Below are 23,439 nucleotides of genomic sequence, written 5' to 3' on the forward strand. Positions count from 1 at the left end.
CCGGCAGGTGTATCGGCGGCGGACCACCCAGAGAGTGACCCGCTTGCCGTGGATGGGCAGATCACGATAGGGAACGTCACGCTTGCCGAACCGTACGAACTCACCCTGCACGCCGCATTCCTCGCAGGCGATGGGATCGGGCACGTCCACCTGGAAGTGCATTTCGTCGTCGGTTGATTTGCAGCCCAGTACTTGGTATTGCGGCAGGTGAAGGATGTTGTCGGGAAGTTCGGTCATGGTGTTGTATAGGCGTAGGTGTCAGTCAGATCCATCCGGCTCGGCATTGGTGTTTGCTTTTTTACCCAACAAGCTGCTGGAAACGAAAAGTAAGGCACCGAGGACAATTGCAATATCAGCCAGGTTGAAGGCCGGCCAATGCCAGTCTCGCCAATAGAAATCAAAGGAATCCACAACATAGCCGCGAAAGACCCGGTCAATCAGGTTGCCCATGGCGCCACCGAGGATAAGACTGTAAGCGATGGCTTCTCCTTTATGACGATTTTCAAGGATCAGCTTGATCAGAAAAATCGAGACCACTACCGCGATTCCGATAAAAAAGTAGCGCTGCCAGCCTCCACCATTCGCAAAAAGACTGAATGCGGCACCGGTGTTCCATAGGTGCACCCAGTTAAAGAACGGGGTCACCGAAACATACTCGCCATAGGCCATTGATTGCTGCACCAGCCACTTTACAGCCTGATCAGACGCTGCCAGCAGGCCCGATATGGACAATAGGGCATACGGCGAGAGCTTTTTGCCAATAATGAGCATTATTTAACCCTTCAACGCCAAAATGCGTCTGGCACCGTTAAGTACAATGCCCCCCGCGATGGTGCCGATAATCAGATCCGGATAATTGGAACCGGTCCACGCGACCAGGGCGCCGGCGGTGATGACCCCCAGGTTGATCACCACGTCGTTGGCCGAGAATATCCAGCTTGCCTTCATGTGCGCCCCGCCTTCCCGATGTTTGGATATGAGCAGCAGACAACTGGTATTGGCAATCAATGCGACGAATGCGATAGCCATCATCACCAGCGATTCAGGCTCACTACCGAATACAAAGCGTCTCACCACCTCTACGAGCACGCCCACAGCCAAGATCAGTTGCAGTACACCAGCAAGATGCGCGGCACGTACCTGCATTTTCACGCTATGTCCAACCGCATAAAGGGCAAGCCCGTACACCGCCGCATCGGCAAAATTGTCCAGGGATTCTCCAATCAGGCCGGTGGACTGGGCGATCAGACCGGCAGTCATTTCCACCACGAACAGAAGTGCATTGATGCCGAGCAACCAGCGCAGGGTCCCGGATTCTTGCTTAGCAGAAGCTGCCGAAAACTCGGCGGCCTTGATGGTCTCCGGATTTGCAGCGACGGTTTCCTGAAGCGAGGCGCCTAGCCCCAAGGTCTTCAGTTTCGAGGTGACGGGCTCGACCTCGCCGTCATGCACGACCTTCAGTCGGCGGTTCGACAAGTCGAAGGACAGCGCCCGAATCTCCTCAACGCCGTTCAGGGCTAGGCGAATCATTCGTTCTTCTGATGGACAGTCCATCTTCGGCACGGCATAAACACTGACCCATCTCCCTGGCGCCTCGGAGGAGGCCTGTATATCGGTATCCGCTGCGGACGTTGCATCACCGCCACAGGCGCCACCACAGGATTTGCTCATGATACGACTCCACTTGAACAATGTTGTGGTACCATTTAAAACTATAAAGCTACTATAAGGTCAATAGAGTAAAGAATCCGTTGGGGAGGAGGCTGATGCGCATTGGTCAGTTGGCGCAGTTGGTAGGGGTCGAAACACAGACGATCCGCTTCTATGAACAGCAGGGCTTGTTGCCGCCGCCTGATCGGCAGGACAACGGTTACCGTGTCTATACCGAGAAGCATGGTGAGGGGCTGGCCTTCATCCGTCGCTGCAGAATCCTGGGCCTGTCACTGGCTGAGATTCACGAACTACAGCGCTATCAGGACGACCCTCATCAGCCTTGTACCGCCGTCAACGCCTTGCTCGATGATCACATCTCTCATGTGCGGTCGCAGATAACCGCTCTGCAAGCGCTTGAGAAACAACTCGTTTCACTGAGAGCGAGTTGCAACGATGACCGGGAAGTTGAGGCGTGTGGGGTTCTTGCTGGAATTAGCGAAGGAAACATGCACCAGCAGTAGGTGAAGCATCAACCAGATAATCCGATGAGATGCCGGTCTGTCTCACTCTCATGCAAAGGTAAGATCAACCATTTAATCCGCTTACCCGCGCCTGCAATGCGGAAACCAAGAATTATCAATACGTTATCTTTTCCAGGGATTACATTACTCACATGTCTTTCATCCTGTTAGCAGCCAGATGACAACCAGGCGGCGACCATATATCTGTGATATTGGCCTACCCTAAGAACATGAAGGACAACATAACACTTGCTGAAAAGGCCGCATTGAAAACACTGACCCACCAATTAAAGGAGGAAGTTTCTGGATGAGCATTTTTGACGAACTCCAAACATCGCTGCAGGAAGCCGTTGAGATTAATCAGGGCAACACTGAGGCTAGCCGCACAGCACGCCATGAAGTAGCCGATGTAAAAGCCATTCGTACCAAGCTCAATGTTTCTCAGGCGGAATTTGCCAGCGCAATGGGAACCAGCGTGGATACGATCAAAAGCTGGGAAGGCAAACGTAATAATCCTACGGGGCTAGCCGCTAAGGTACTGGCGACGATTCGGAATAACCCAGACTTTTTCAATGAAATTGCTTCACACTAACACCTACTTTCCTGACATAAGAATAATGGTAATTTGACGTGAGTGTGAAAAGCGCATTCTTAGACGCGCACTCCCGGAAAAATTGCGCCATCACCTGAAGCCCTTGAATCCGCATGCGAATGCAATGGCCTTGTTCAGCCAGCTACATACTACTGTCAACCACCGTAAGTTTGTCTTGGTCTGCGCAACAATATCTTCTTCATTAACTAAGACCCTCTCCTAGGGAATCTGCGCAGTCAACGAATCGGAGGCGTCCAATAGCCTGCTCGTCACAGAGTCAACAGCCGTTGCACAGATCTCGTTACGGTTGTACCAGACCCTAACGAGTTTAATGGCGTACAGTTACCACACCAGCCCGAGCCAACTCGGTGAATCGCATTACCTTTTCTTCAACTGTTCATTTTATTTCAGCTTAAAACCGAGAGGTTGCCTGAAGTTTACTATCTGGATTGAGTATTGCACGAGGGGCTTTCATCATGGCCTGAAACTCCAAAGCGAAGACTTGAATGCAAAATCACAGGCCAGCGGGCAATAGAGTGATCAAGCACACTCATAAGACCGGCGCAAACAAATAGGCCGCTCGAGCCGCCACCCGATGCCAAAGCGGCTTATCGCTGATCTCTTCTGGCTGCATCTGCCGTGCCCGCGCGAAATCCGCCTTGAACATCGCATCAACCTCGGCGGCAAAGTCGGCGTCCATCACCATCGCCGTCACCTCGAAGTTGAGTCGAAAGGAGCGGTTGTCGAGGTTAACGGTACCCACTGCCGCACCGATTTCGTCAACCAAAAAGGCTTTGCCATGTAAGAAGCCCCCCTCGTAGCGATAGACCTCGACCCCCGCCTCGAGAAGCGAATCGAGAAAGGCATAGGCCGCAAAGTAGGTTAGAAGGTTATCTGGACGTTCGGGAATCAGGATTTTCACCTCTACTCCGCTTAACGAGGCTAGTTTAAGCATCGCCAGCACCCCCTCATCTGGCACAAAGTAGGGACTGGATATCCAGATACGCTCTTGCGCGGCGTGAATTGCCTGTTGAATCATCAGACTAGCCGTCTCAAATCGGTCTGCGGGCCCACTCGGAAGAATGAGCACCGGTGTACCATGGCCGCTTGGAATTAGCGGTGACCAGGGAAGCTCGGGGATTTCCTCAGTCGCCCAGTGCCAATCTTCAAGAAACACCAGCTGCAGCGCCAAGGCCGCAGGCCCCTCAATCATTAGGTGGGTATCACGCCACGGGCCAATTCGTGGGTGGCCTTCCAAGTATTCATCGCCAACATTGAATCCACCGACCCAAGCTCTTTCCCCATCGGCCACCATTATCTTGCGATGGTTGCGAAAGTTGAGCTGGAAGCGATTACCTGTCCCCCGCGTAGAATGAAAGCGATGTACTCGAACACCCGCCTCTTCCAGCGTCTGGAGATAGTGGCTCGGCAACGCATAACTTCCAATTTCATCGTATAGAAAGAAGACCTCCACGCCCTGCCTAGCCTTCTCAATCAGCCGTGCCTGCAGCGCCAATCCCACTGCATCAGCCCGAACGATATAAAACTGCACAAGCAGATAGCGCTCAGCAGCATCAATACCGGCAAACAAGCTCTCGAAGGTCTGCTCACCGTCGATCAGCAGTTCCACCCGGTTGCCACCTAGAAACGGCAGCTTGGCCAGCTGTTCGACACCCACCAGATGCTTGTCAGCGTGTTCATCCGAAACCCCATGAGCCCGCAGCTCGGCCAGTTTTTCAGCAAGCGCCTGCCCCAACACCGAGTTCTCGTCGCGTCGTGCAGAGACATAGCCCTGGAATTTCGTGCGGCCGAACACCCAGTAGGCTGGCACCGCCACATAGGGCAATGTGTTTAGTGAAACGATCCAGGCCACAGCTCCCTGAGAGGTACGGCTCGACATCATCGCATCCAGTGACGACACAAACCCAACCAGATGAGCAACTCCCACCACGAGCAGTAAACGACGCCAGAATCGACGTCGCCTGGAGGGCAGCGTTACTGCCCCCGGCTTTTCCCTTTCATCGCTCATGCTCCCCCTAAACCACCTTTTCTTCGCTGTAAAATCAGTTTTATCATTGCCGCAACCTGAACGGTAAAGACAATACTCACGAGCCCTACAAACCAGAACCGAAACCAATTGGGCCCAGACACCCCACTCTGGAAAACTAGATTCCTGAGACTCAGCTCATAATGTAGGAAGAGAAAGTAGATTCCATGAAGAGCAACTAGATAGAAAACCACATAGGCATAATTTTGAAGATGCTTCCATGTTGAGCTTCCCAGGAAGCGCATGGCCTTGTCGGATGATATGGCAAACAGGACGAGCCCAAAAAAGAGGGCGACTAACCCGACCATATTCGCAAGCCCGAACCCCGGATCCACAAGAACCGGGCCTGAAAGCCCCGCCAAAGGCAGCTCCTGATAGCCTAAAAATCCACGAATCGACCACCGTGCCCAGCCATCCCACACTAGAAAAGCATGCACAGAGGCAAAGATCGCAAACCAGATCCCGAAGGCTCGCCGCCAATTGACAAGAAAGCTCAATTGCCTAGGCCATATTTTCACCACAGGGCCTATCACCATGGTGACAAATAACAGGATAAAAGCAGCATCGCCTAAAGCACGCCAAGTGCGCATCTCAGCGTCCCACTCCATTCGGCTCAACCAAAAAAGATAAGCTGTCATGGCACCAATCAGTACAACAACGAAATGTCTTCCAATTCTATGACGCCTAGTCGACATACTGACTTTTTTAGCTATAACGTGATGGTTCATATTTTTTCATACCTAGACACCACTTCATCGCAAGGCTAACCCTATTTCACATATGATTAATATCGACTTTATTCGGGTGCCTGGGAAGCTTGGCTGACTTTTCTCAGCATCCCAAACACCCTTATGAAAGCGTTAAAGACCCACCTCATAAAGCAATATCAAGGGTTGTGCTTGTTCTTCTAGAAGCTCATCCTGAGTTGGCGTATCGATGGGCACTACTTGACCGTCGGATCTCTCCAGCAGTTCTTGGAGTTGTGCATAATTTACCGATTGATCCAAGATGTACTGATTGAGCTTCGGCTGCATCTCAAGCAGTGCTTGTCTGCCGTGGTTCTGATTTTCAAGAAACTGATATACCTGCACGAACGCAGTGCCATCGTCCCAGCCGATCTTGACGGGCTGATCGACGATATTAACCTGAGTGCCTAAAGGCACAGCACCGAATATTGCTTTAACATCTTCCGGAAACATGCGTATGCAGCCACGGCTGGCGCGCATGCCAATGCCGTCCGGATCATTGGTACCGTGAATTAGATAACCAGGAATATCGAGCAGGATGGCATGCTTGCCGAGCGGGTTATCGGGACCCGGCGGCACCACTGAGGGTGCCGGTTCGCCTCGCGCCGCCGCTTCTTCACGCATGGAACGTGGCGGATACCAGGCAGGATCCTCAAGCCGCATGGTAGTGGTGGTAATTCCCAGTGGGGTGTTATAGCCATCTCGACCGATACCGATCGGATAGGTCTCGACTCGCGGCACCTCACCTTCGCCTATCTCCGGAAAATAGTAGAGACGTAACTCGGCGATGTTAATTACAATGCCAGTCCTCTCGGCATCGGGCAGGATATACTGGGCTGGCACGAGCACTTCTGTTCCGACGCCCGGCACCCAAAGACTGACGTTCGGATTAGCCCGACGGATTTCCTCGTAGCCCAGGTTATGGGTACGGGCGATATCGAGGAGCGTATCCGCCTCGTTGTCTACCACTACCTTATAGGCCTCACCAATCAGGTCACCGTACTCAGGCAACCTGTAGTGGCCCTGCGGCCACTCCCCCACGTCTTCAGCAAGCACAGGCGAAGTGCTCAGCAGCGTAGCGATAAGCAACGCCCCTAGCCCCGTTTTAATAATAATGGCAGTAATGGTGTTGGAGTGCCCAAGCGATAGTATCATTGTGTCCTCCTCTCTCGGCGGCGCAGATATAAACCGGGTTGGCTATGATTATCCACCGGTTGTTGGCGCGACCAGGTGATCAGCGCCATGCCGACCAGTATCATAGGGGCAGTCAGCAGCATTCCCATGGTGACCCAGCCAAACGCGAGGAAGCCGATGTGTTCATCCGGCAACCTCACGAATTCAACTGTGAAGCGAAACACGCCGTACAGCAGCAAAAAAAGACCAGAGATCAGACCTCGCCGCCTCGGTTCAGCGGAAAGCCACCACAGCAGCACGAACAGCACCACCCCTTCCAGGGCGAATTCATAAAGCGCAGAGGGGTGTCGTGGCTCTGGGCCCATGTGGGGAAACGGCATCGCCCAGGGCAGGTTGCTGACGCGCCCCGGCAGCTCGTGATTGATGAAATTGCCGATTCGCCCTGCACCAAGACCGATCGGCACCAGTGGTGCGATGAAGTCGGTTAGGGCAAAGAAGCCGAGCCGATGCTTTCGCGCAAACCATAGCGTCGCCGCCAGCACCCCGAGCAGTCCACCATGAAAGCTCATACCGCCTTCCCAAACTTTGAACAGCCATAAGGGGTTGGCCATAAACTGTTCTATTCCATAGAACAGGACATAGCCCAACCGGCCACCAACCACTACGCCTACCGCGGAGTAAAAGATCAGGTCGCTAATGTCATCGTGGGTTAGCTTAAGCCGATTAGCTCTAAGGCGCCCAAGCCACCAGGCGGCGCCGAAGCCCACCACATACATCAGGCCATACCAGTGAATCGCGAACGGGCCGAGGCTGATGGCCACTGGATCAATCTGGGGATATTGCAACATGTGGTATCTCCCAATTCATTAGAGGTGCGACCAATCGCGCCCACCGTTATTACTGATCAGCAGTTGATTGAGGTCATCAACCGCCACCAAACGCTGGGAGTCGTGCGGATCCAGCGCCAGATGCATCAGATAGCGCTCTTCCCAGCCACGCTTGACTACCTCCCAATCCCGGCTGCCCTCCCCAACTCTCAGCAAGCCTACCCCTATCATGAAGGCGTAAAGCTCTCCTTGGCTGGCCACCACCAGGCTCGTAGGGCGACGCTCAGGGTATACTTGTCGCCATCGTTCGCCTCCGTCAGGACTCATCAATAGCCCGGTTTGGGTGGCGGCATAGAGTTGTTCGGGATCACGGCTCGAGGCAGCCAGTGAAATCAGCCCGGCCGGCGCCTGGGCGCGAATCTGCCAATTGGCTCCACCATCCTGGCTGACTTGGAGCTGGCCACCATTAGCCCCATAGAGCACGTCGGGACTGGCCTCACTGATGGTCATCTGATGAAAGTCCACCGGGCCATCAACGCCGATAGCTAATTGTGACCAGCTGCGGCCTGAATCCCGGGACTTAACCACGCCGAGGTTGCCTCCCCTGGCCGGGTGGCCGCTGGCAAAGAAGGTCTCGGCTTCTTCCGGGTGAGGAGCAAAACCCATGAAGTCATGGGTCTCCTCCGAGACCCGGCGGGCCATTCCATCACTACCAACGGCATAGAAGCCATGATGGGTGGCCAACCATAGTCGTTCGCTATCCGCTCGATCGACGGCCAGGCCGTGAATATGGGTCTGCTCTCGCAGTTGCTCAAGACTGATACTACTCGGTTCTCGGGAGCAACCTGAAAGCAAGGTAAGCAGGAAGGCCACGGCGAGTGGCCAGCGATAATAGGTCATGACATCACGTCCTTATCAGTCGTCAGGTGGACAAGCACCACGCAAAGCCAACGCACAACGCCAAAGCAAAACAAGGCAAGGCAAGGCAAGCTCAACTCACACGGATCGTTGCCATCATGCCTAGCTCTTCGTGTTCGATGATGTGGCAGTGGAACAGCCAATCGCCGGGCTTGAGGAACACCATGCGCAGCCTGAGACGCTGATAAGGAGCCAGGTTGACGGTGTCCTTCCAGGCCAGCCAGGGCGCGTCTCGCCATTCCCTGTCAGCATCGCGGGTAGCGATCACCTGAAAGTGGGTGCCATGCACATGGAAGGGGTGATCCATATGGGAGTTATTGAAGACTTCCCACTCCTCTACCTCGCCAACCTGCCCCTCAAACAGGACGTCGTTCATGGCAAAGGCACGGCCGTTGATCAGAAAATCCACCTTGGGCCGAACCGCTCTATCATCGTCGCTAGCGTGACTCGCCCCATGCCCCGGCCCATGGGTTCCGTGATGGCTGTCACTGCCGCCGTGGCCGGCATGCGGATCGCCATTCACCGCACCGTGATTGTCATGGTCTGGCATCACCTCGGTCAGTTCCACTTGACGTCTCACCACTGGTTCGCCCAGGGGTTCGATATGGGACAAGGGGTCAGGTAACGCGACGGCGGGGTATACGCCAGTATTTAGGGTATGAATCGATAATAGCGAAGCAATCTCGTCCAGATGTGCCGGCTTAGCCCCCATCCAACCACGTGTATAGGGATGACTCGCCAGCTCAAAACTCCTTTCAGATTTCTCGCTGATGCGTACTAGCAGATCGACCCGCTCACCCGGGGTGAGCAGCAACTCTTCGAGTGGTTGTGGTCGCTCGATCAGCCCGCCATCGGTACCGATCAGGGTCAACTCGTGATCTTCCAAGCGTAAACGCAAGTACCGGCCAGCACAGGCGTTGACCAGCCGCAGCCGCAGAGTAGTGCCCGGCGCCACATCAAGACGTGGCTCGCGTTGGCCGTTGACCAACAGAAGCTCCCCCTCGCGTCCATTCATCCAATCTTCGCTGGTATGGGGCGCCACTTCGCCATTCATATTCAGGCGCAGGTCGCTGACCACTAGCAAATGCTCTTCCACCTCCGCGGGCAACACGCCTAATCGGGGCCTGACCAACAATGCACCCGCTAAACCATGAGCTACCTGACGCGCAGTACCTTCATGTGGGTGGGGGTGAAACCAGTGTAACCCTGCACTCCCCCTATGAAAAACATAACGATAATGTCGTGACTCTCCTGGTAATACGGCTTCCCAGGGTGCCCCATCTTGCGACTGGGGCACCGGTACCCCATGCCAGTGCAGCGTCGTTTCCTGCTCAAGCTCATTTATCAGCGTAATGTCTAACTCATCCCCCTCGCGCACCTCAATCAATGGCAACACTTTACCGTTGTAGAGCCACAACTTTGCCTCCAGCCCATCGCTCACTGGCAGCGCATGGGCAGCGGGGGTTAACACACTTTGAAAGCGCCCAACCTGATCACTCAAGTTTGCAATCCGAGGCAATGGTTGAAGGGGTTGTCCTGCAGGGATGCTAGCGTTATCTAGCAGAGCTGTTGGTGACGCCTGTGTATGCCGTCCGGCCAAAGCGTGAACCAATAGGCCAGACCCAGATAGGGCAATACCACCCAGGGTGGTGTAGCGAAGAAATTCGCGACGTTTCATGGCTATTCCTCGTGATTAAAATCATCATCTTGGCCCGCCATAGGCGAGCTGAACGTTCAGCGATGAAGGTTTAAACGCGAGGAGGGCGATCAAAGAGCGCGCGCGGAGCTGGCGACCAGTTGACCAGATAACGAGGCAAGGTCGACGTGGCGGAGGTTGCGTCTTCGATAAGCAACGCAAGATTTACCGCACACTGAGCACAGGGCATACAGCACTCTGCCATATGGGAGGCATCGTGGTCGCCAATGCTGACCGACCCAACAACTTCGATCGCTCCACTGGCTAGATCAATGTCAGTGAACAGACAAGGTTCATCTTCATGATGATCCATCGCCACGACTATCAATGGCTGCGCCAAGGCAAGGCTTATCAGCAAACAAAGCAGCCATTTAAAAGTGGAGCAATTCATGACAAAGAAGTAATCACTATCGAGTGGAGGATATTAAGAGTATTTCATGGCTTCACAGACACACGCAACCCAAGTGCAGCAGGCAGGTTGCCGAATTACCAAAATTGATACAGGTCAACAAACTGCCTACTTTCACGCCCTGAGATGCCTTAGGCATGCCTGAATGCCATATTGAGAATTGACCTAGGTGCGACACATAGCCTCAATACTTCAGGCATCGGCCTTTGATATAGGCCTGTCGCTAAGGAGAACGACCATGGATATTCGCAAGCACACTCTCGCCTTCGGACTCACCCTGGCCCTCGCAGCCAGTGGTACCGGCATTGCTTTCGCCCAGGGAATGATGGGTGACCAAGCGGGCCAGGGACGCTCCATGATGGAGGGCGGCATGGGTTCCGGCATGATGGGCGGCGGCCAAGGCGGAATGGGGCCCGGCATGATGGGGGAAATGATGGGCGGCGGCATGATGCCCTGCCCGATGATGGGCGGCGCCGGCATGGACATGATGTTGATGCTCGATGATGATCAACGCAGCGAGATGCGTGAGCTGATGCAGGAGCACCGACCTGCCCAGTTCGAACGCATGGGGCGGATGATGAACCTACGCGACGACCTGATGGCGGAGATGCACGGCGATCGCCCAGACCCTGATGAGGTTCAGGCGCTACACGGACAGATGGCCGAGTTGCACGGTGAGATGATGGCCGAGATGGTGCGCATGCGAAATGCCATGCATGACCTGATGAGCGACGAGCAGCGCCAACAGCTTGAGCAGGCCACACCCGAGGGCGGCGTCGATCCTGACGACCATGACGCCCACCACTGACCGAGATGTCACTGCGTAGGCATTAGGACGGACGGCCAACCCTGGCCGTTCTCTCATCAACACCAGCAGGAGGTACACGATGTCCGATTCGACCCCGAACACAATCACCCTGACGGTGCCCGGCATGGGCAGCGACCACTGCGCCGGCATTGTGCGCAAAACGCTCGAACGCCTTGATGGCGTGGGCGTGATTCAGACCAATATTGCCAATCACCATGTCAGTGTGACCATCAAGGCAAGCGGGCCCGACGGCGACACCTTGAAGAAAGCCGTCGAAGGAGCAGGCTATGACGTGGCTGCCGTGCAGAGTGATCAGGAGGACGCCGAGAGCGACTCCGAGATCGAGGAGGCCTATCTAAGTCAGGCTCGCAGGCGACTGATCATCGCCGCGATACCCACCACCCTGATCATGCTGCTAATGATTCCGCACATGTTCTGGCAGCCAATTCCCGGCTATCTGGCCATCGTGGCACTGCTAGCCTTCCCGGTGGTATTCCTCTATGGCGGGGCAGCCACCCACAAGTCGACCTGGCGCTCGTTGAAAAACGGAACCTTTAATATGGATGTGCTGATCTCCATGGGCAGCCTGCCGCCCTACCTGATTGGCCTGGTCGGCTTTTTCTACACCATGACCTCGTTCATTGAGATGGCTGCCACCATCATGACCTTCCACTTGCTGGGCCGTTATTTGGAGGCACTAGCCAAAGGGCGCGCCTCCCAGGCTATTCGTCGCCTGATGACGCTGGGCGCCAAGACAGCGCGGGTGGAGCGCGACGGCGAGGAAATTGAAGTGCCGGTGAAAGAGCTCACGCCCGGTGACATCATGATCGTGCGCCCCGGCGATAAAATCCCCACCGACGGCGAAGTGGTCGAGGGTGAGAGCCATCTCGACGAGTCCCTCGCTACCGGCGAGTCGATACCGGTCTACAAGAGCACCGGCGACAGCGTGATCGGCGCCACCATCAACAAGGAGGGCCGATTGCGGGTCAAGGCGACCCGCGTCGGCGCCGATACTTTTCTCTCCCAAGTGGTGCGTCTGATCGACCAGGCTCAGGGCTCACGGGTGCCAATCCAAGAATTCGCCGACCGTATGACCGGCCGCTTCGTGCCAGCGGTACTGGCTATTTCACTGGCTAGCCTGATTGCATGGGCGCTGTTTCCAGACGTCCTGCGGCCGATTCTGGACTGGGGCGCGACCTTCCTGCCTTGGGTGAATCCAGATGCCAGCACACCAACGCTAGCCCTGATTGCCGCCGTCGCCGTGCTTGTCATCGCCTGTCCCTGCGCCCTCGGCCTAGCCACCCCCACCGCGCTGATGGTGGGCTCCGGTATCGGTGCCGAGCGCGGCATCCTGATCCGCTCCGGCGAAGCGATCCAGACCTTCAAGGACGTCAAAGTGATGGTGCTCGACAAGACCGGCACCATTACCCGCGGCGAGCCGAAGCTCACCGATGCCGTCACCGGCGAAGGAGTCGAGGAAACGCGCCTGCTGACCCTCGCCGCGAGCGTGGAGAACGCCTCGGAGCACCCCATCGCCCGGGCCATCGTGGATGGTGCCAAGGAACGCGATGTGAAGCCCGGTGAAGTCAGCGATTTTCGCTCCACCGGAGCGCGGGGCGTCTCGGGCAAGGTGGGCGATGAAACCGTGCTGATCGGCAATCGTCGACTGCTGGAAGAGGAAGGCGTGACAGGCCTTGAGGCTCTTGATGACGCCATGGCAGAGCTCGAGGGCAAGGGGCGCACCGTTGTGATCGTCGCCGCCGACGGTCAGGCCCTGGGCCTGGTGGCAGTGGCCGATACCCTCAAGGAAAAATCCGTAGAGGCCATCCGCGGCATGCATGACCTGGGCCTGCACGTGGTGATGATCACCGGCGACAACGAGCGCGCCGCCCGTGCCGTAGCAGACGAGGTGGGCATCGACGAGGTTCAGGCCGGGGTGTTGCCGGAAGGTAAGGTCGATGCCATCCGTAAACTTCAGGAGAAACATGGCAACCACGTGGCCATGGTCGGCGATGGCATCAATGATGCCGCGGCGTTGAAGCAAGCCAACGTTGGCATAGCCATCGGCGCGGGGGCAGATGTGGCCATTGAGGCCGCCGATGTGACCCTGGTGCGCGGCGAACTGACCGCCGTGGTGGATGCCATGCACCTATCTCGCGCCACCTTCGGCAAAATCGTCCAAAACCTGATCTGGGCCAGCGCTTATAACGTGGCAGCCATTCCCATCGCCGCGATTGGTCTGCTGCACCCGATGATCGGCGTCATCGCCATGACCGCAAGCTCTCTCTCCGTCATTGGCAACTCGCTGCTACTCAAGCGGCGCTTCGCCACAAACAACCCACAAGGAGACGCCAAATGAACCGCATTCACCACTGGATGATGACTGCTTGCTTAGTAATTATGGGCGTGGCCATGTTCTTTCTAATGTGGCGCGGCCAGTCACTGGGCACTGGGGCCTGGCTGTTGCTTCCCCTGACACTCTGTCTTGGCATGCATTTCCTCATGCATCGCCATTTCGGTCATCATCAAAGAAATAAGGATGAGAAGTGAGCCAGCGTCATTGCGTTCATGAAATCGATGTCTTCGGCATCAAATATAGCCAGTACTAGCTTCAGTCTTCCTTAAAGAGACAGGTGGCCAAGTAGTGACCACCTGCTATTTAAATATATAGATTTTGCTGGACTAGCATAGGTACTACTCAATATCCTGGATTTGAATATAGATAGAAAAAATAAAAACAAATAAAAACAAATACTTAATTTAACAAGAAGGAAATAACCATTGCCCTACTACCCAAACTGCATGGGCATAAGCTAGCAAGCAACCGGCCAGTTACTAAATCATGATCGCCAAAATATTTAGGTTTCTCGCTCTGTTCCTCCTGGCAATCATGGCTGGTTCTTCCGTAACCGCAATGACAACGATGTGACCATTGTCTTGCGCGTGGACGGAGATTATGGCGAGTTAGTGAAGGCCCTTTAACGGACTAGCCCCTAGTGCTCTCTAGAGTGCTAGGTATGAGCTGATTATTTTGTTGGCGGGCGGTGATAAATCCAGCCAGGCAAAAGATATTGATATCGCGAAGCAATTGGCACGCGATTTGAAGGAGGCACCATGAGCACACTGCGTAAATGGGATGTCGTTGACCACTTGAATACCGAAGAGGAAATGGTGTTGTACTTTGAAGCCTGCCTTGAAGAGGGCGACGCTGCCCTGGTGGCGGCAGCGCTTGGCGATATTGCCCGCGCCCGTGGTATGGCACAGCTTGCTCGTGATACGGGGTTGACTCGCGAAGGGTTGTACAAAGCGCTTTCTGCTGATGGAAACCCAAGTTTTGCAACGATTATGAAGGTGACAAAAGCCTTGGGCTTTACGTTACATGCTGAAGCATCGTAAGACGATCAACGATTCCGTGATACGCCCCGCCTTTCAAGCGGGGCGTTTTCGTTGGTGAGGCATAGACCAGGCTGGGCCATCACACACCACTGTTGAGACGTGCCGCTATCCTAGAAACGCAGGCCGCCGCTGAATCCGAAAATCGCTACGATGACGACGACAATGACGACGATGGTAGTAGTAGAGGGCATGATCTCTTCCTTTGAGAATGGTTGAAAGGTAAGCCTAGTCGGTGATGGGCGGTTTCGCACGCTTTGATAGGCCGATGCCCGGTGTTTGGCCGGGCATCGCAGTGGGGTGGGCGGTTATCGGGTGGGTTCAACCGCACTTGCAGTCATGGCCACAATCGGTAGAGCCATCGGCATGGCCCGTCGCGCAGGCCGTCGAGCAGAAGAGTTGCCCCTCTTTTTCGATGGAGTGGCTGTCCACCTTGCAATGACACTTCGGGCATGCGCACTGTTGCTGAGACATGGTAGAACCTCCTGTGGGGTGTCTCTTCAAGCGTAGTGCGCACCCTGGGTGTTATGTAATTGCGTTGTGAGGTTTTTTGCTGATGATGGCTGCTGTCATGGCGTCGAGCGCGCCAGGGCGCTGCCTAGCGCAAGGAAGTAGTCATGAAAGCGCTGGTTGATGCGTTCGCGCTGTTCGCCTTGCGGGTACAGGCCGCGTGCGGCTTCCGGAGAGCGGCGTGTGCCTTTGACCAGAAAGTGGTTCTTGATGGGGGCATCTTGTACAAAGGCTTCGAAGGCTCGTGCGCATAGCTCTTCTGGCTTGCTGTAGTAGAGCTGGCCCATGGCGCGGTCGACCTCGGCCGAGTGGCGGAACAGCTCGCTGGCCTGCTGGCCATTCGGTTGCAGCAGGATGGCCTGAAAACAGGCCAGCAGGCGCTGGTTGAGCGGGTGCGCGATGGGCACGGCGTTTTGCAGCCAGGCGCTGGAGGCAAAGGCACTGGCAGGTAACTGCTGAAAACATTTGCGGGCGATGTAGTGGTCGAAGGCGTGAAACCATTCATGGGCAATGCTGCCAGGCCCAGCGTTCTTGGCCAGGGCAAAGCTTCGCTCAGCGGGGCTGTAATGCGCCGAGACGCCGGGTCTTCCGCCGGTACCGTATTGCAGAGCAAGCGTGCCACGCAGGGAAATGAGCGCTTCATTGCCGTGCAGGATCAACATGAGATCGCAGAGCGCATCATGAAACAGCGTGGCGGCGTGGTCGCGCTCGGCGGGGGTGACCCAGCGGCCAATTTCGATGGCGCGAAAGTCGAACTGGCGGCGGATCGCGACAAAGTCGCTGCTACCTTCGGGCCGGTGCACGGGCCCTTGGCGAAAAAACTGCCTGGTATCGAGCATCACCCGGGTACCTGCTGAAAGGGGCATGGGGAGGATACATAAAAAAAAGCGCCCTCACGAATGAGGACGCTTTTTTCATCGCGGTACAGAGCGTCCTGAAGGATCAGTCCGTGTACTGCGGTACTTCTTCTTCCCTGATTGACGAAAGCTCGTCCTGAGCTTGCTCGGTCCTTGAATCGTCTTCGCTCATCCTAAGCGCACATTCCCTTGTCACGCGGCATCCCTGCCGCGAACGCTTTGAACTATAGGTGAGTGACAATTAATGTACAAGATAAAATTGTATTTTTATTGTACTTGAATAGTACATAAATGCTGCTACTCGATCATAAAGTGTATATTTAACAAATGTTTATAATTTTACAGTCGGCACAAAAAATAGCAGGCTAAATAGCCTGCCGGTGAAATGGGTTATCGTCAGCGCGTCAGATGATCGCGCAGGCGCTGCAATTGCTCAGCATCCCAGCCGTCGGGTTCGGTGAGGGCTGCCCAGGCATCCATGTAGTGTTCGGCGGCGATTTCATGCCCATAGCCGTCGGGGGCGCTGCCCACGGTCAGGTCGACCAGTAGCTGTAGCATGGTCACCACGGGGTACCAGCGTAGCGCTGGAGAAACATCTGGCCCACGAGGTGCGCGCATCCACTCGGGTTCTCGCCAGAACGCCGCAGGCTCGAAAAAGGTGATGGGGTCGCTGGCATATTGCAGAAACGCAATGCGGAAATCTCCCCATGGGGCAGCGGCTTCTTCCAGCCCTTGGGTCTGGTTCATGAACCTTACAACCGCGCCCTCGCGAAACGTGGGTAGCCATGCAGGGGAACCCGGATCGCGGTCGGCGGTCACGGCGCGCCAGGTGTCGCTGCGAAAGGGAGGGCCGCTCCACAGCACGCCTTGAAAGGGGTCGTCGATGATATCGTAAAGATCGAAGGATAGATCCGAGTTGAGCGCGCCCAGGCTCAGGCCAAAGAGGTAAAGCTGCGGTCGCTCATCGCTTGGCAGCTGGCTCCAATAGCGGTAAATGACCGAAAACAGGGCGCGGGCACTCTCGACGCCGTACTCTGCTTCGGAGATCAGCGACAGGTGGCTGGGTAGATACGAGTACTGGGCGGCCACCGTGGCAATATCGCCGCGATGAAGATACTCCACGCTGTGCTGGGAGCGAGGGTCGATCCAGCCGCGGCCAGTAGGGGTCGCGATGACCATGACCGAGCGTTCGAACCCGCCGGTTCTGATCAGCTCTTCGAGGGCCAGCTCGGCGCGCTGAGTGGCGGTTTCGGCGGCGTTGAGCCCGACATAGACGCGAATGGGGTCGAGCGCGGGCTCACCCAAAAACGCCTCCATGTCCTCGGCCGTAGGGCCTTGGGTGACGAAGCGCCTGCCCCGGCTGCCCAGCGCTTCCCAACTGATCAGCGACTCGGCGCTGCCGGGCACGTTGGCCGCTTGCGGGGGGCTCAGGTCATCCTGCATCAGCTCGTCCACCTGCTGGTAGGAGCGGTCAGCCACCTGTAGTGCGTAAGAAAAGATGACGCCCTCGATGATCAGCCAGAACAGCGCCACAGCGGAGACGATGCCCAGTACCTGGGCCGTGCGATGGGGCAGCACATGGGCAAGCTTGTACGAGAGCAGCTTGAAGGTGCGCTTGAACAGCCGCGCGACCAGCAGCAGACTCAGAAAGACCCCCATGGTGATCAGTGCCACGGCCAGCGGGCGTGTGCCGCTGGTGGGGTCCATCTCCATCAGTTCGCGAATGCTGTTTTGCCACTCGGCCGCGCGCCATAGAAAAATCACCGACACCACCAGCGCGACCAGGGTGGCCAGCTGCTTGAGCGTGCGCTCCAGGGCGGCTTTGGGCTCTGGCAGGTGCAGGTAGTGCCACAGCGTGCGCGCAATGACGCCCAGGGCATACCCCGCCGTGACGCTGAGCCCGGAGACGATGCCCTGAGCCAGCAAGGGGCGGGGCACCAGGCTTGGGGTGAGTGAAAAGGCAAAAAAGAGCGTGGCAAGCAGTAGGCCCGTGCCCGACAAGCGGTTCAGCAAGGGCCTCATGCGAAAGTGCTCGAGACGGTTTTCCATAACGTTTTTCATGGCCTGGTTCGAGGGCAATCCATTTGGCGAGTGGGTTCCAGACGCTACCGTATTAGAAACGGTAGGTCAGTGATACCCCACTCAGCGCCTGCCAGGGGCTTCCCAGTTCATCGACGATCGGGCTGTCGGCGGCGTTGCCGGTCAGTCGGGTAGCGCCGACGAAGCCGGTGGCTGTCCACTCAGGGGTCAAGGCGTAACTCAGGCTGGCGTTTGCGCCCAGCCGCCAATAGCCGCCATCCGGTGCGTAGGTGGTCACTCCGCTGCGGGCGCTATCCAGGTCGGAAACGCCATACAGAGATTGAGTCCAGCGCTCGTTGGAGTAGTTGACGCTGGGGGATAGCACCAGCAGCAAACGCTCGCTGAGCGGGGTGCGCAGGGTGGCGCTCGCCGAGAACGTGGCGCCTTCCATGTCGCCGGTCACTGCGCGGCTGCCAGCCACGCTGTAGCGCCAGGGCCCATCCTGGTAACTGACCCGCAAGCCCAGCGTGGCGCCACCATCGATTTTTTCGAAGGCGCCAAGGTCACCCTTGTTATCGCGGCCGAAGGTGTAGCCGATAAAGGGCGAGGCGCTCCAGTTGCCCTGGCGCAAGGCGTGCCACTCGATGCCGTCGCGCAGATTGATGGAAAGCTGGTCGCCATAGGCCAGGTTCAGTACGGGCAGTGCGCGGGCTTCGTAGTCGTCGCTACCGGCATAATCAGGGGCGTAAGCAACCCCCGCGCCCACGCTGCCGCTCCATTGGTCGGCCAGCGCCATGGGGGCCAGGGCCATGCAGGCGAGCGTTACCAGGCAGCCCAGGGGGCGTAAGTGGGAGCGAGAGTAACGGCTTGAAATCAGGGAGCGAGTCGGCATGGGAGCATCCAGAATGTGAGAGAAACGTGCATGATTGTATGTTTGGTTTAAAACCAATCGCAAGCCAGCGCTTGATATTTATCACGGCCCGCCCATAAAAACTTTTTGACCTTTCATATCCCAGGTTAGATAACTCGACGTCTATAAGGCGCACTGTGTGCCCATGACGCAGGGACAGCGTTACAAGGAAGTGCAAGCAGGGAGTGCTTGCGGCGCACAAGGATGCATGGACAGGACGTTCGTGAAGTGGGATCAGGGAGGACCTGATAAAGCCTAGGCCAGCGATGGTCGGGGTTTTTTTATCTCAGGTTAATGCAGTTGTCACATAGAAGCTGCAGAGTAGGCAGTGGCATAAGGAAAGGTGCCTTCAGGGAGTACTATCAGGCAAGGAGCGCTTGAGCACCAGGGATGCATGAACAGGACGTTCATGAAGAAGGATCAGGGAGGAGTCAGTACAACCCCGGCCAGTCATGGCCGGGGTTTTTTTTGCCTATTCGCCCATCGTGGCTCAAGGCGTGGGCAGCAACAGCGGCATGATGAAATAGACGAACAGGGTAATCACGAGGGCGCTGACCAGGTTCATGGCAATCCCCGCCTTGGCCATCTGCTTGATCGTGATACGCCCACTGGAGAACACGGCCGCGTTGGGCGGCGTCGAAATGGGCAGCATGAAGGCACACGTGGTGGCGAGTGCCACGGCCACCATGAGGCCCAGCGGGTTGCCCGTGGTGATGGCGGCTGCCAGGCCTGCGGTAATCGGCAGGGCCATGTTGGCCGTGGCCGTATTGGAGATGATTTCGGTCAGGAACAGCATCAGCAGGACCATGAACAGCAGCAGCAAGAAGTAATTGACGCCATCCAGCAGCTGCAATTGCTGGCTGATCCAGCCCGTCAGGTCACTGGCGCTGAACGCTGCGGCCAGCGACATGCCGCCGCCCCACAGGATGAATAGCCCCCAGGGCAGGTTTTTCATGTCGTCCCAGATCAGCAGGCTGCGTTTTTCACTGTGGGCCGGGATGATGAACAGCGATACCGCCGCGATCACGGCAATCAGCGTGTCGTTGATCGGCAGGTCGAAAAAGGGGGCCAGCCAGCCCCGCAGCGCCCAGGCCAGAGCGGTCAAGACGAAGACGGTGAGGACGCGCTTCTCGTCCTTGGTGATGGGGCCGAGCTTCTCCAGCTCTTGGGCCACGAAGTTGACTTCCAGGCGTGTATTGGGCACCCGGGAATAGATACGGGTGAGATAGACATACAGCACGACCAGCAGCAGCAGGGTCAGCGGTAGGGCAAAGATCATCCACTGCAAAAAGCTGATTTCGATGTCGAAGAACTGCGGAATCATGGCGACCACGATGGCGTTGGGCACCGAGCCGATAATCGTCGCCAGACCGCCGATGGACGCGGCATAAGCCACGGTGAGCAGCAGCGTACGGGCAAAGGCCTCGCGCTCCTGGGGGCCAAACTGATCGCGCTCATCCAGCTCGCCCAGCAGGGCAACGGCGATGGGCAGCATCATCAGCGCGGTGGCCGCGTTGGAAATCCACATCGAGAGAAAGGCGGAAGCAATCAGAACCCCCAGCACGATGCTGCGCAGGCTGTTGCCGATCCGGTTGACGATGGAGAGCGCGATACGGCGGTGCAGGTTCCAGCGCTCGATGGCGATGGCCAGAATGAAGCCCCCCATGTACATATAGATGACCGGGTTGGCATACCCCACCACTGCATCGTTCATGGGCATCACCCCCGTCAGCGGGAGAACGATCATGGGCAGGAACGAGGTCACGGGAATGGGCACCGGCTCGGTCACCCACCATACCGCCATCCAGGCCGTCAGCCCCAGAACGATGCGCGGCATGGGGTCGATCAGCGTCGCGGGCATGGCCAATTGAATGAGCACGAACAGTAGCGGTCCGGCGAACAGCGTCGTCCAGCGTCGCCACTCTTGCGTTAGTGCAACCATCATTATCTCCTGGTTTCAAAATTTACTTAATTAGAAAGGAAAAATTTAGGGCTGCATCCTACCACTTAGGTTTATTAATCGTTGGTTGTAAGAGTAAGACTTTGGTCGTGAATAAAGAAACATTAGCCACGGGGGAGGTTTGAAAACCGAGTGCCAGTAGAAGGCTGGAGAGAGGAGAGAGAACCCCCGGCCAGCGCAGGCCGGGGGAAGTGCTGGGGTCAGTCGGTGCTGTCAGCATCGCTTTCCGGTTTGCTGCTGCCCTGGTGGGCAAGCGGGCTGGCTTCGTCCAGGCGCGGGTGGTTGTCCTTGAAAGCCTGATGCAGGTCGGGCATGGCATCCATGGCCTGGATGGTGTGCGTCAGGGCATGCACGGCTGCCAATACGTCCTGGGTATTGCCAGTTTCCGAAATGGTGTGCATGTTGCGGATGGGGAAGCCCATGGAGGTGGCCGCGCTGTCGATGGAGGCCAGTACGCCTGCCATGCCGTCGGTGCCGGTATCTACCCCGACGATATCCCGCTGCATGGGAATGTCGTGCTCCTTGGCGGCGGTGGCAATGATGCGATTCAACTGCTCACTGGCAATCGAGCCCACCGACAGCGTGAACCCCTTGCCCATTTCCAGCGGCTGCATGCGCTTGTCGCCAATGCCGGGTGCGCCCACGTAATCGTGGTTGACGTCCACGCCGATGATGGCATCGGGCTTCAGCTCGCCCGCCATCACGCGGCTGCCGAAGCGGCCGATCTCTTCGTAGCTGGCAATCGCAAACATGACGCGAACCTTGTCGGTGCCACCGGCTTCGGCAACGAGCCGAGCGGCTTCGGCGGCGACAAAGCAGCCCAGTCCGTTATCCAGGTAGGCGCCGTAAAAGGTATTCGGGCTGAACCCCGGGCGGATGGGACGATTGAAGATGATCGAGTCGCCGGGGCGCACGCCCAGGTTGAGGACCTGCTGCTTCTTGTTCTCTCCGTGAATTTGCAGGTCCAGGTAAATCTGCTCTTTCTTGATGCCCTTGCTGCCATCACGCTGGGCCGGGTCGGAGAAGTGAATTGCGCCCAGAGCTTCCACCGTGCCGCCGTCGATGCGGCGGTAGCTGCCTGGGGCCTCTGGGTCTTCACTGAACAGGGTAACTTCATGTCCGATCAGCACGCCCGGCAGGAAAGAGTCGGTATTGATCCAGATCTTGCCGTCTTCCCCAATCGAGCGAACCTGCATGCGGATCTTGTCGGCATGGCCGATGATCATCAGCTTGAACATGTCGTCCTGGCCCGGATGCGTGTCCAGTACCACACCGGCGTTGCCCTTGAACTGATGCAGGTGCCAGCCCGCCGGGGCAAAGCTTTCGAAATAGGGCTTGAGAACGCCATAGGTCATGGCGCCCTCCAGGCCTACGGGGCTGGGTGCCGCCAGAATGTCACGCATCAGGGTGAACTGTGCGTCCGGCATGGGCTGGGTCCAGGGGGTTGCGGTATCGGTCATGGTGAAACCTCACTTACAGCGGTGGTTAGTGATGACTAGTCTGCCAGATTGTGGCGTGTTCTGTCGCCAGTGGGTGGGACTGGTGGTGTGGGCGGTGCATGAATCATGTCCCGCAGTGCTCGGGCGGCGGCAGAAGGCGGGTGACGTTTACTCAGTACGATGCCCAGCGCGCGCTGGAAGGTGGGTTTCACCAGAGGACGATGCGCCAATCCGTCGTTGGCAATCTGGCGAAAGCTCAGCGAGGGCAGCACGCTGATGCCGAGCCCGCTGGCCACCATGCGCCCGACGGTGGCGATCTGTCGGGCATCGCACAGGATATCCAGCGAGCGGCCTACGCTGGCCATGATGCGATCGATATCCTGACGCGAGCTGGATAGCCGGTTGATGCCGATGAAGGGGTAGTCGGCCAGTTGCCGCCATGCCACCTCGGGCTGTTCGAGAAGCGGATGCCCCTCCGGGCAAACAGCGACATAGCTGTCATCCAGCACTGGCTCGAACCCAAGGTCGTCGGCGTTCTGAGGCGGCACGGAAAGCCCCAGATCTGCCCGGCCTTCGCGCACCATCTGATTGATCTGGTCGGCCAGCACATCGTGCAGGCTGAGATTGATGCGCGGATACGCTTCGTGAAACCGTTTGATCACACTGGGAAAAAGGCCAGCCGCTAGGGTCGGCAGGGCAGCCACCGTGACTTTGCCACGCTGCTTCGAGAACTGGTCGTTCAGGTCTTCGAAGGCTTCATTCCAGTCATTGAGCAGCCGGATGGCGATGGGTAAAAACGTTTTGCCTTCCGGCGTCAGCAGCAGTTGCCGCGTGGTGCGCGCGAACAGGGCGCCGCCCACGCTCTCTTCCAGCTTGCGCAGTGCGATGGAAATGGCGGGTTGCGACAAATGTACCCGCTCGCTGGCCTCTGCCAGGCTGCGCGAATGGGCCACGGCCACGAAAACACGTAATTGCTGGATGCTTGGGTTCATTTAAAAAG

General features: G+C 57.0%; 23 protein-coding genes. 7 read left to right on the forward strand and 16 right to left on the reverse strand.

The window, feature by feature from the left end:
- The 3 genes from FEU76_RS13375 to FEU76_RS13385 all read right to left on the reverse strand — a co-directional run.
- On the reverse strand, positions 1-237 hold a 237-nt coding region (locus FEU76_RS13375; protein WP_144983640.1), incomplete at its 3' end, for a transposase family protein.
- 21 nt (positions 238-258) lie between these two features.
- Positions 259-771 (reverse strand): signal peptidase II, encoded by a 513-nt coding sequence (lspA, locus tag FEU76_RS13380; RefSeq protein ID WP_004863699.1) that lies wholly within the window; start codon positions 769-771, stop codon positions 259-261.
- Positions 772-774: 3 nt separating this feature from the next.
- Positions 775-1,671: a cation transporter gene (locus FEU76_RS13385; RefSeq protein ID WP_144983643.1), complete on the reverse strand. Its 897-nt coding sequence runs from the start codon at positions 1,669-1,671 to the stop codon at positions 775-777.
- A gap of 95 nt (positions 1,672-1,766) precedes the next feature.
- Between FEU76_RS13385 and cadR the strand changes: the two genes are divergently transcribed.
- Complete coding sequence (gene cadR / locus FEU76_RS13390; RefSeq protein WP_144983645.1) at positions 1,767-2,174, forward strand: Cd(II)/Pb(II)-responsive transcriptional regulator; 408 nt, start codon at positions 1,767-1,769, stop codon at positions 2,172-2,174.
- A gap of 307 nt (positions 2,175-2,481) precedes the next feature.
- Complete coding sequence (gene nadS / locus FEU76_RS13400) at positions 2,482-2,766, forward strand: NadS family protein (protein WP_039181156.1); 285 nt, start codon at positions 2,482-2,484, stop codon at positions 2,764-2,766.
- Between the two features lie 550 nt (positions 2,767-3,316).
- Here nadS and cls read toward each other — a convergent pair.
- From cls to FEU76_RS13430, 6 genes are all read right to left on the reverse strand, one after another.
- On the reverse strand, positions 3,317-4,795 hold the full coding sequence (gene cls, locus FEU76_RS13405; protein ID WP_050980320.1) for a cardiolipin synthase: 1,479 nt from the start codon (positions 4,793-4,795) through the stop codon (positions 3,317-3,319).
- A complete protein-coding gene (locus tag FEU76_RS13410) occupies positions 4,792-5,451 on the reverse strand; it encodes a ferric reductase-like transmembrane domain-containing protein (RefSeq protein WP_050980317.1) in 660 nt (219 codons plus the stop codon). Before FEU76_RS13410 ends, cls begins: the two co-directional genes overlap by 4 nt.
- 222 nt (positions 5,452-5,673) lie before the next feature.
- Complete coding sequence (locus FEU76_RS13415) at positions 5,674-6,714, reverse strand: L,D-transpeptidase family protein (protein ID WP_081195058.1); 1,041 nt, start codon at positions 6,712-6,714, stop codon at positions 5,674-5,676.
- Positions 6,711-7,541, reverse strand: coding sequence for a prolipoprotein diacylglyceryl transferase (gene lgt, locus FEU76_RS13420; protein ID WP_081195060.1), 831 nt, complete (start codon positions 7,539-7,541; stop codon positions 6,711-6,713). The genes FEU76_RS13415 and lgt overlap by 4 nt, the downstream gene beginning before the upstream one ends.
- An 18-nt stretch (positions 7,542-7,559) precedes the next feature.
- Complete coding sequence (locus FEU76_RS13425) at positions 7,560-8,420, reverse strand: F510_1955 family glycosylhydrolase (protein ID WP_039181150.1); 861 nt, start codon at positions 8,418-8,420, stop codon at positions 7,560-7,562.
- A gap of 91 nt (positions 8,421-8,511) precedes the next feature.
- Entirely contained in the window at positions 8,512-10,116 is a 1,605-nt protein-coding gene (locus FEU76_RS13430) for a multicopper oxidase family protein (protein WP_026001907.1), read from the reverse strand.
- Between the two features lie 319 nt (positions 10,117-10,435).
- Here FEU76_RS13430 and FEU76_RS13435 point away from each other — a divergent pair, with 319 nt between their 5' ends.
- The 5 genes from FEU76_RS13435 to FEU76_RS13460 all read left to right on the forward strand — a co-directional run bounded on the left by FEU76_RS13435 (position 10,436) and on the right by FEU76_RS13460 (position 14,747).
- Positions 10,436-10,633, forward strand: a complete 198-nt coding sequence (locus FEU76_RS13435) for a hypothetical protein (RefSeq protein WP_144983648.1) — start codon at positions 10,436-10,438, stop codon at positions 10,631-10,633.
- A gap of 148 nt (positions 10,634-10,781) precedes the next feature.
- Positions 10,782-11,351 (forward strand): Spy/CpxP family protein refolding chaperone, encoded by a 570-nt coding sequence (locus tag FEU76_RS13440; RefSeq protein ID WP_096921764.1) that lies wholly within the window; start codon positions 10,782-10,784, stop codon positions 11,349-11,351.
- Between the two features lie 79 nt (positions 11,352-11,430).
- Positions 11,431-13,710, forward strand: coding sequence for a heavy metal translocating P-type ATPase (locus FEU76_RS13445; protein WP_144983652.1), 2,280 nt, complete (start codon positions 11,431-11,433; stop codon positions 13,708-13,710).
- On the forward strand, positions 13,707-13,901 hold the full coding sequence (locus tag FEU76_RS13450; RefSeq protein ID WP_016915536.1) for a DUF2933 domain-containing protein: 195 nt from the start codon (positions 13,707-13,709) through the stop codon (positions 13,899-13,901). Before FEU76_RS13445 ends, FEU76_RS13450 begins: the two co-directional genes overlap by 4 nt.
- A 564-nt stretch (positions 13,902-14,465) precedes the next feature.
- Positions 14,466-14,747: an addiction module antidote protein gene (locus tag FEU76_RS13460; protein ID WP_081195623.1), complete on the forward strand. Its 282-nt coding sequence runs from the start codon at positions 14,466-14,468 to the stop codon at positions 14,745-14,747.
- Between the two features lie 318 nt (positions 14,748-15,065).
- Here the strand turns inward: FEU76_RS13460 and FEU76_RS13465 are convergent, their stop codons facing one another.
- From FEU76_RS13465 to FEU76_RS13495, 7 genes are all read right to left on the reverse strand, one after another.
- Entirely contained in the window at positions 15,066-15,218 is a 153-nt protein-coding gene (locus FEU76_RS13465) for a metallothionein (protein ID WP_081195643.1), read from the reverse strand.
- A 95-nt stretch (positions 15,219-15,313) separates the two neighbouring features.
- Entirely contained in the window at positions 15,314-16,093 is a 780-nt protein-coding gene (locus FEU76_RS13470; RefSeq protein WP_446718808.1) for a CLCA_X family protein, read from the reverse strand.
- Positions 16,094-16,507: 414 nt separating this feature from the next.
- On the reverse strand, positions 16,508-18,160 hold the full coding sequence (locus FEU76_RS13475) for an alpha/beta hydrolase (RefSeq protein ID WP_144983655.1): 1,653 nt from the start codon (positions 18,158-18,160) through the stop codon (positions 16,508-16,510).
- A 64-nt stretch (positions 18,161-18,224) separates the two neighbouring features.
- Positions 18,225-19,022: a MipA/OmpV family protein gene (locus FEU76_RS13480; RefSeq protein WP_227406731.1), complete on the reverse strand. Its 798-nt coding sequence runs from the start codon at positions 19,020-19,022 to the stop codon at positions 18,225-18,227.
- A 508-nt stretch (positions 19,023-19,530) separates the two neighbouring features.
- On the reverse strand, positions 19,531-20,982 hold the full coding sequence (locus FEU76_RS13485; protein WP_144983658.1) for an SLC13 family permease: 1,452 nt from the start codon (positions 20,980-20,982) through the stop codon (positions 19,531-19,533).
- A gap of 218 nt (positions 20,983-21,200) precedes the next feature.
- Positions 21,201-22,460 carry a M20/M25/M40 family metallo-hydrolase gene (locus FEU76_RS13490; protein ID WP_144983661.1) on the reverse strand — a complete coding sequence of 420 codons (1,260 nt, stop codon included), beginning with the start codon at positions 22,458-22,460 and terminating at the stop codon, positions 21,201-21,203.
- A gap of 35 nt (positions 22,461-22,495) precedes the next feature.
- Positions 22,496-23,431: a LysR family transcriptional regulator gene (locus FEU76_RS13495; protein ID WP_144983665.1), complete on the reverse strand. Its 936-nt coding sequence runs from the start codon at positions 23,429-23,431 to the stop codon at positions 22,496-22,498.
- Positions 23,432-23,439 lie beyond the last annotated feature (8 nt).

Source organism: Halomonas sp. C22 (assembly GCF_007655045.1).
Taxonomy (GTDB): domain Bacteria; phylum Pseudomonadota; class Gammaproteobacteria; order Pseudomonadales; family Halomonadaceae; genus Vreelandella; species Vreelandella hamiltonii.

Excerpts from the sequence above, each read along its gene's own strand:
- FEU76_RS13475 (WP_144983655.1), bottom strand. The coding sequence starts at position 18,160 with ATGGAAAACCGTCTCGAGCACTTTCGCATGAGGCCCTTGCTGAACCGC.
- cadR (WP_144983645.1), top strand. The coding sequence starts at position 1,767 with ATGCGCATTGGTCAGTTGGCGCAGTTGGTAGGGGTCGAAACACAGACG.
- FEU76_RS13485 (WP_144983658.1), bottom strand. The coding sequence starts at position 20,982 with ATGGTTGCACTAACGCAAGAGTGGCGACGCTGGACGACGCTGTTCGCC.
- FEU76_RS13470 (WP_446718808.1), bottom strand. The coding sequence starts at position 16,093 with ATGCTCGATACCAGGCAGTTTTTTCGCCAAGGGCCCGTGCACCGGCCC.
- FEU76_RS13445 (WP_144983652.1), top strand. The coding sequence starts at position 11,431 with ATGTCCGATTCGACCCCGAACACAATCACCCTGACGGTGCCCGGCATG.
- FEU76_RS13430 (WP_026001907.1), bottom strand. The coding sequence starts at position 10,116 with ATGAAACGTCGCGAATTTCTTCGCTACACCACCCTGGGTGGTATTGCC.
- FEU76_RS13385 (WP_144983643.1), bottom strand. The coding sequence starts at position 1,671 with ATGAGCAAATCCTGTGGTGGCGCCTGTGGCGGTGATGCAACGTCCGCA.
- FEU76_RS13425 (WP_039181150.1), bottom strand. The coding sequence starts at position 8,420 with ATGACCTATTATCGCTGGCCACTCGCCGTGGCCTTCCTGCTTACCTTG.
- FEU76_RS13435 (WP_144983648.1), top strand. The coding sequence starts at position 10,436 with ATGATGATCCATCGCCACGACTATCAATGGCTGCGCCAAGGCAAGGCT.
- nadS (WP_039181156.1), top strand. The coding sequence starts at position 2,482 with ATGAGCATTTTTGACGAACTCCAAACATCGCTGCAGGAAGCCGTTGAG.
- FEU76_RS13465 (WP_081195643.1), bottom strand. The coding sequence starts at position 15,218 with ATGTCTCAGCAACAGTGCGCATGCCCGAAGTGTCATTGCAAGGTGGAC.
- FEU76_RS13495 (WP_144983665.1), bottom strand. The coding sequence starts at position 23,431 with ATGAACCCAAGCATCCAGCAATTACGTGTTTTCGTGGCCGTGGCCCAT.
- FEU76_RS13410 (WP_050980317.1), bottom strand. The coding sequence starts at position 5,451 with ATGACAGCTTATCTTTTTTGGTTGAGCCGAATGGAGTGGGACGCTGAG.
- FEU76_RS13450 (WP_016915536.1), top strand. The coding sequence starts at position 13,707 with ATGAACCGCATTCACCACTGGATGATGACTGCTTGCTTAGTAATTATG.
- FEU76_RS13460 (WP_081195623.1), top strand. The coding sequence starts at position 14,466 with ATGAGCACACTGCGTAAATGGGATGTCGTTGACCACTTGAATACCGAA.
- FEU76_RS13415 (WP_081195058.1), bottom strand. The coding sequence starts at position 6,714 with ATGATACTATCGCTTGGGCACTCCAACACCATTACTGCCATTATTATT.
- FEU76_RS13440 (WP_096921764.1), top strand. The coding sequence starts at position 10,782 with ATGGATATTCGCAAGCACACTCTCGCCTTCGGACTCACCCTGGCCCTC.
- lspA (WP_004863699.1), bottom strand. The coding sequence starts at position 771 with ATGCTCATTATTGGCAAAAAGCTCTCGCCGTATGCCCTATTGTCCATA.
- lgt (WP_081195060.1), bottom strand. The coding sequence starts at position 7,541 with ATGTTGCAATATCCCCAGATTGATCCAGTGGCCATCAGCCTCGGCCCG.
- FEU76_RS13490 (WP_144983661.1), bottom strand. The coding sequence starts at position 22,460 with ATGACCGATACCGCAACCCCCTGGACCCAGCCCATGCCGGACGCACAG.
- cls (WP_050980320.1), bottom strand. The coding sequence starts at position 4,795 with ATGAGCGATGAAAGGGAAAAGCCGGGGGCAGTAACGCTGCCCTCCAGG.
- FEU76_RS13480 (WP_227406731.1), bottom strand. The coding sequence starts at position 19,022 with ATGCCGACTCGCTCCCTGATTTCAAGCCGTTACTCTCGCTCCCACTTA.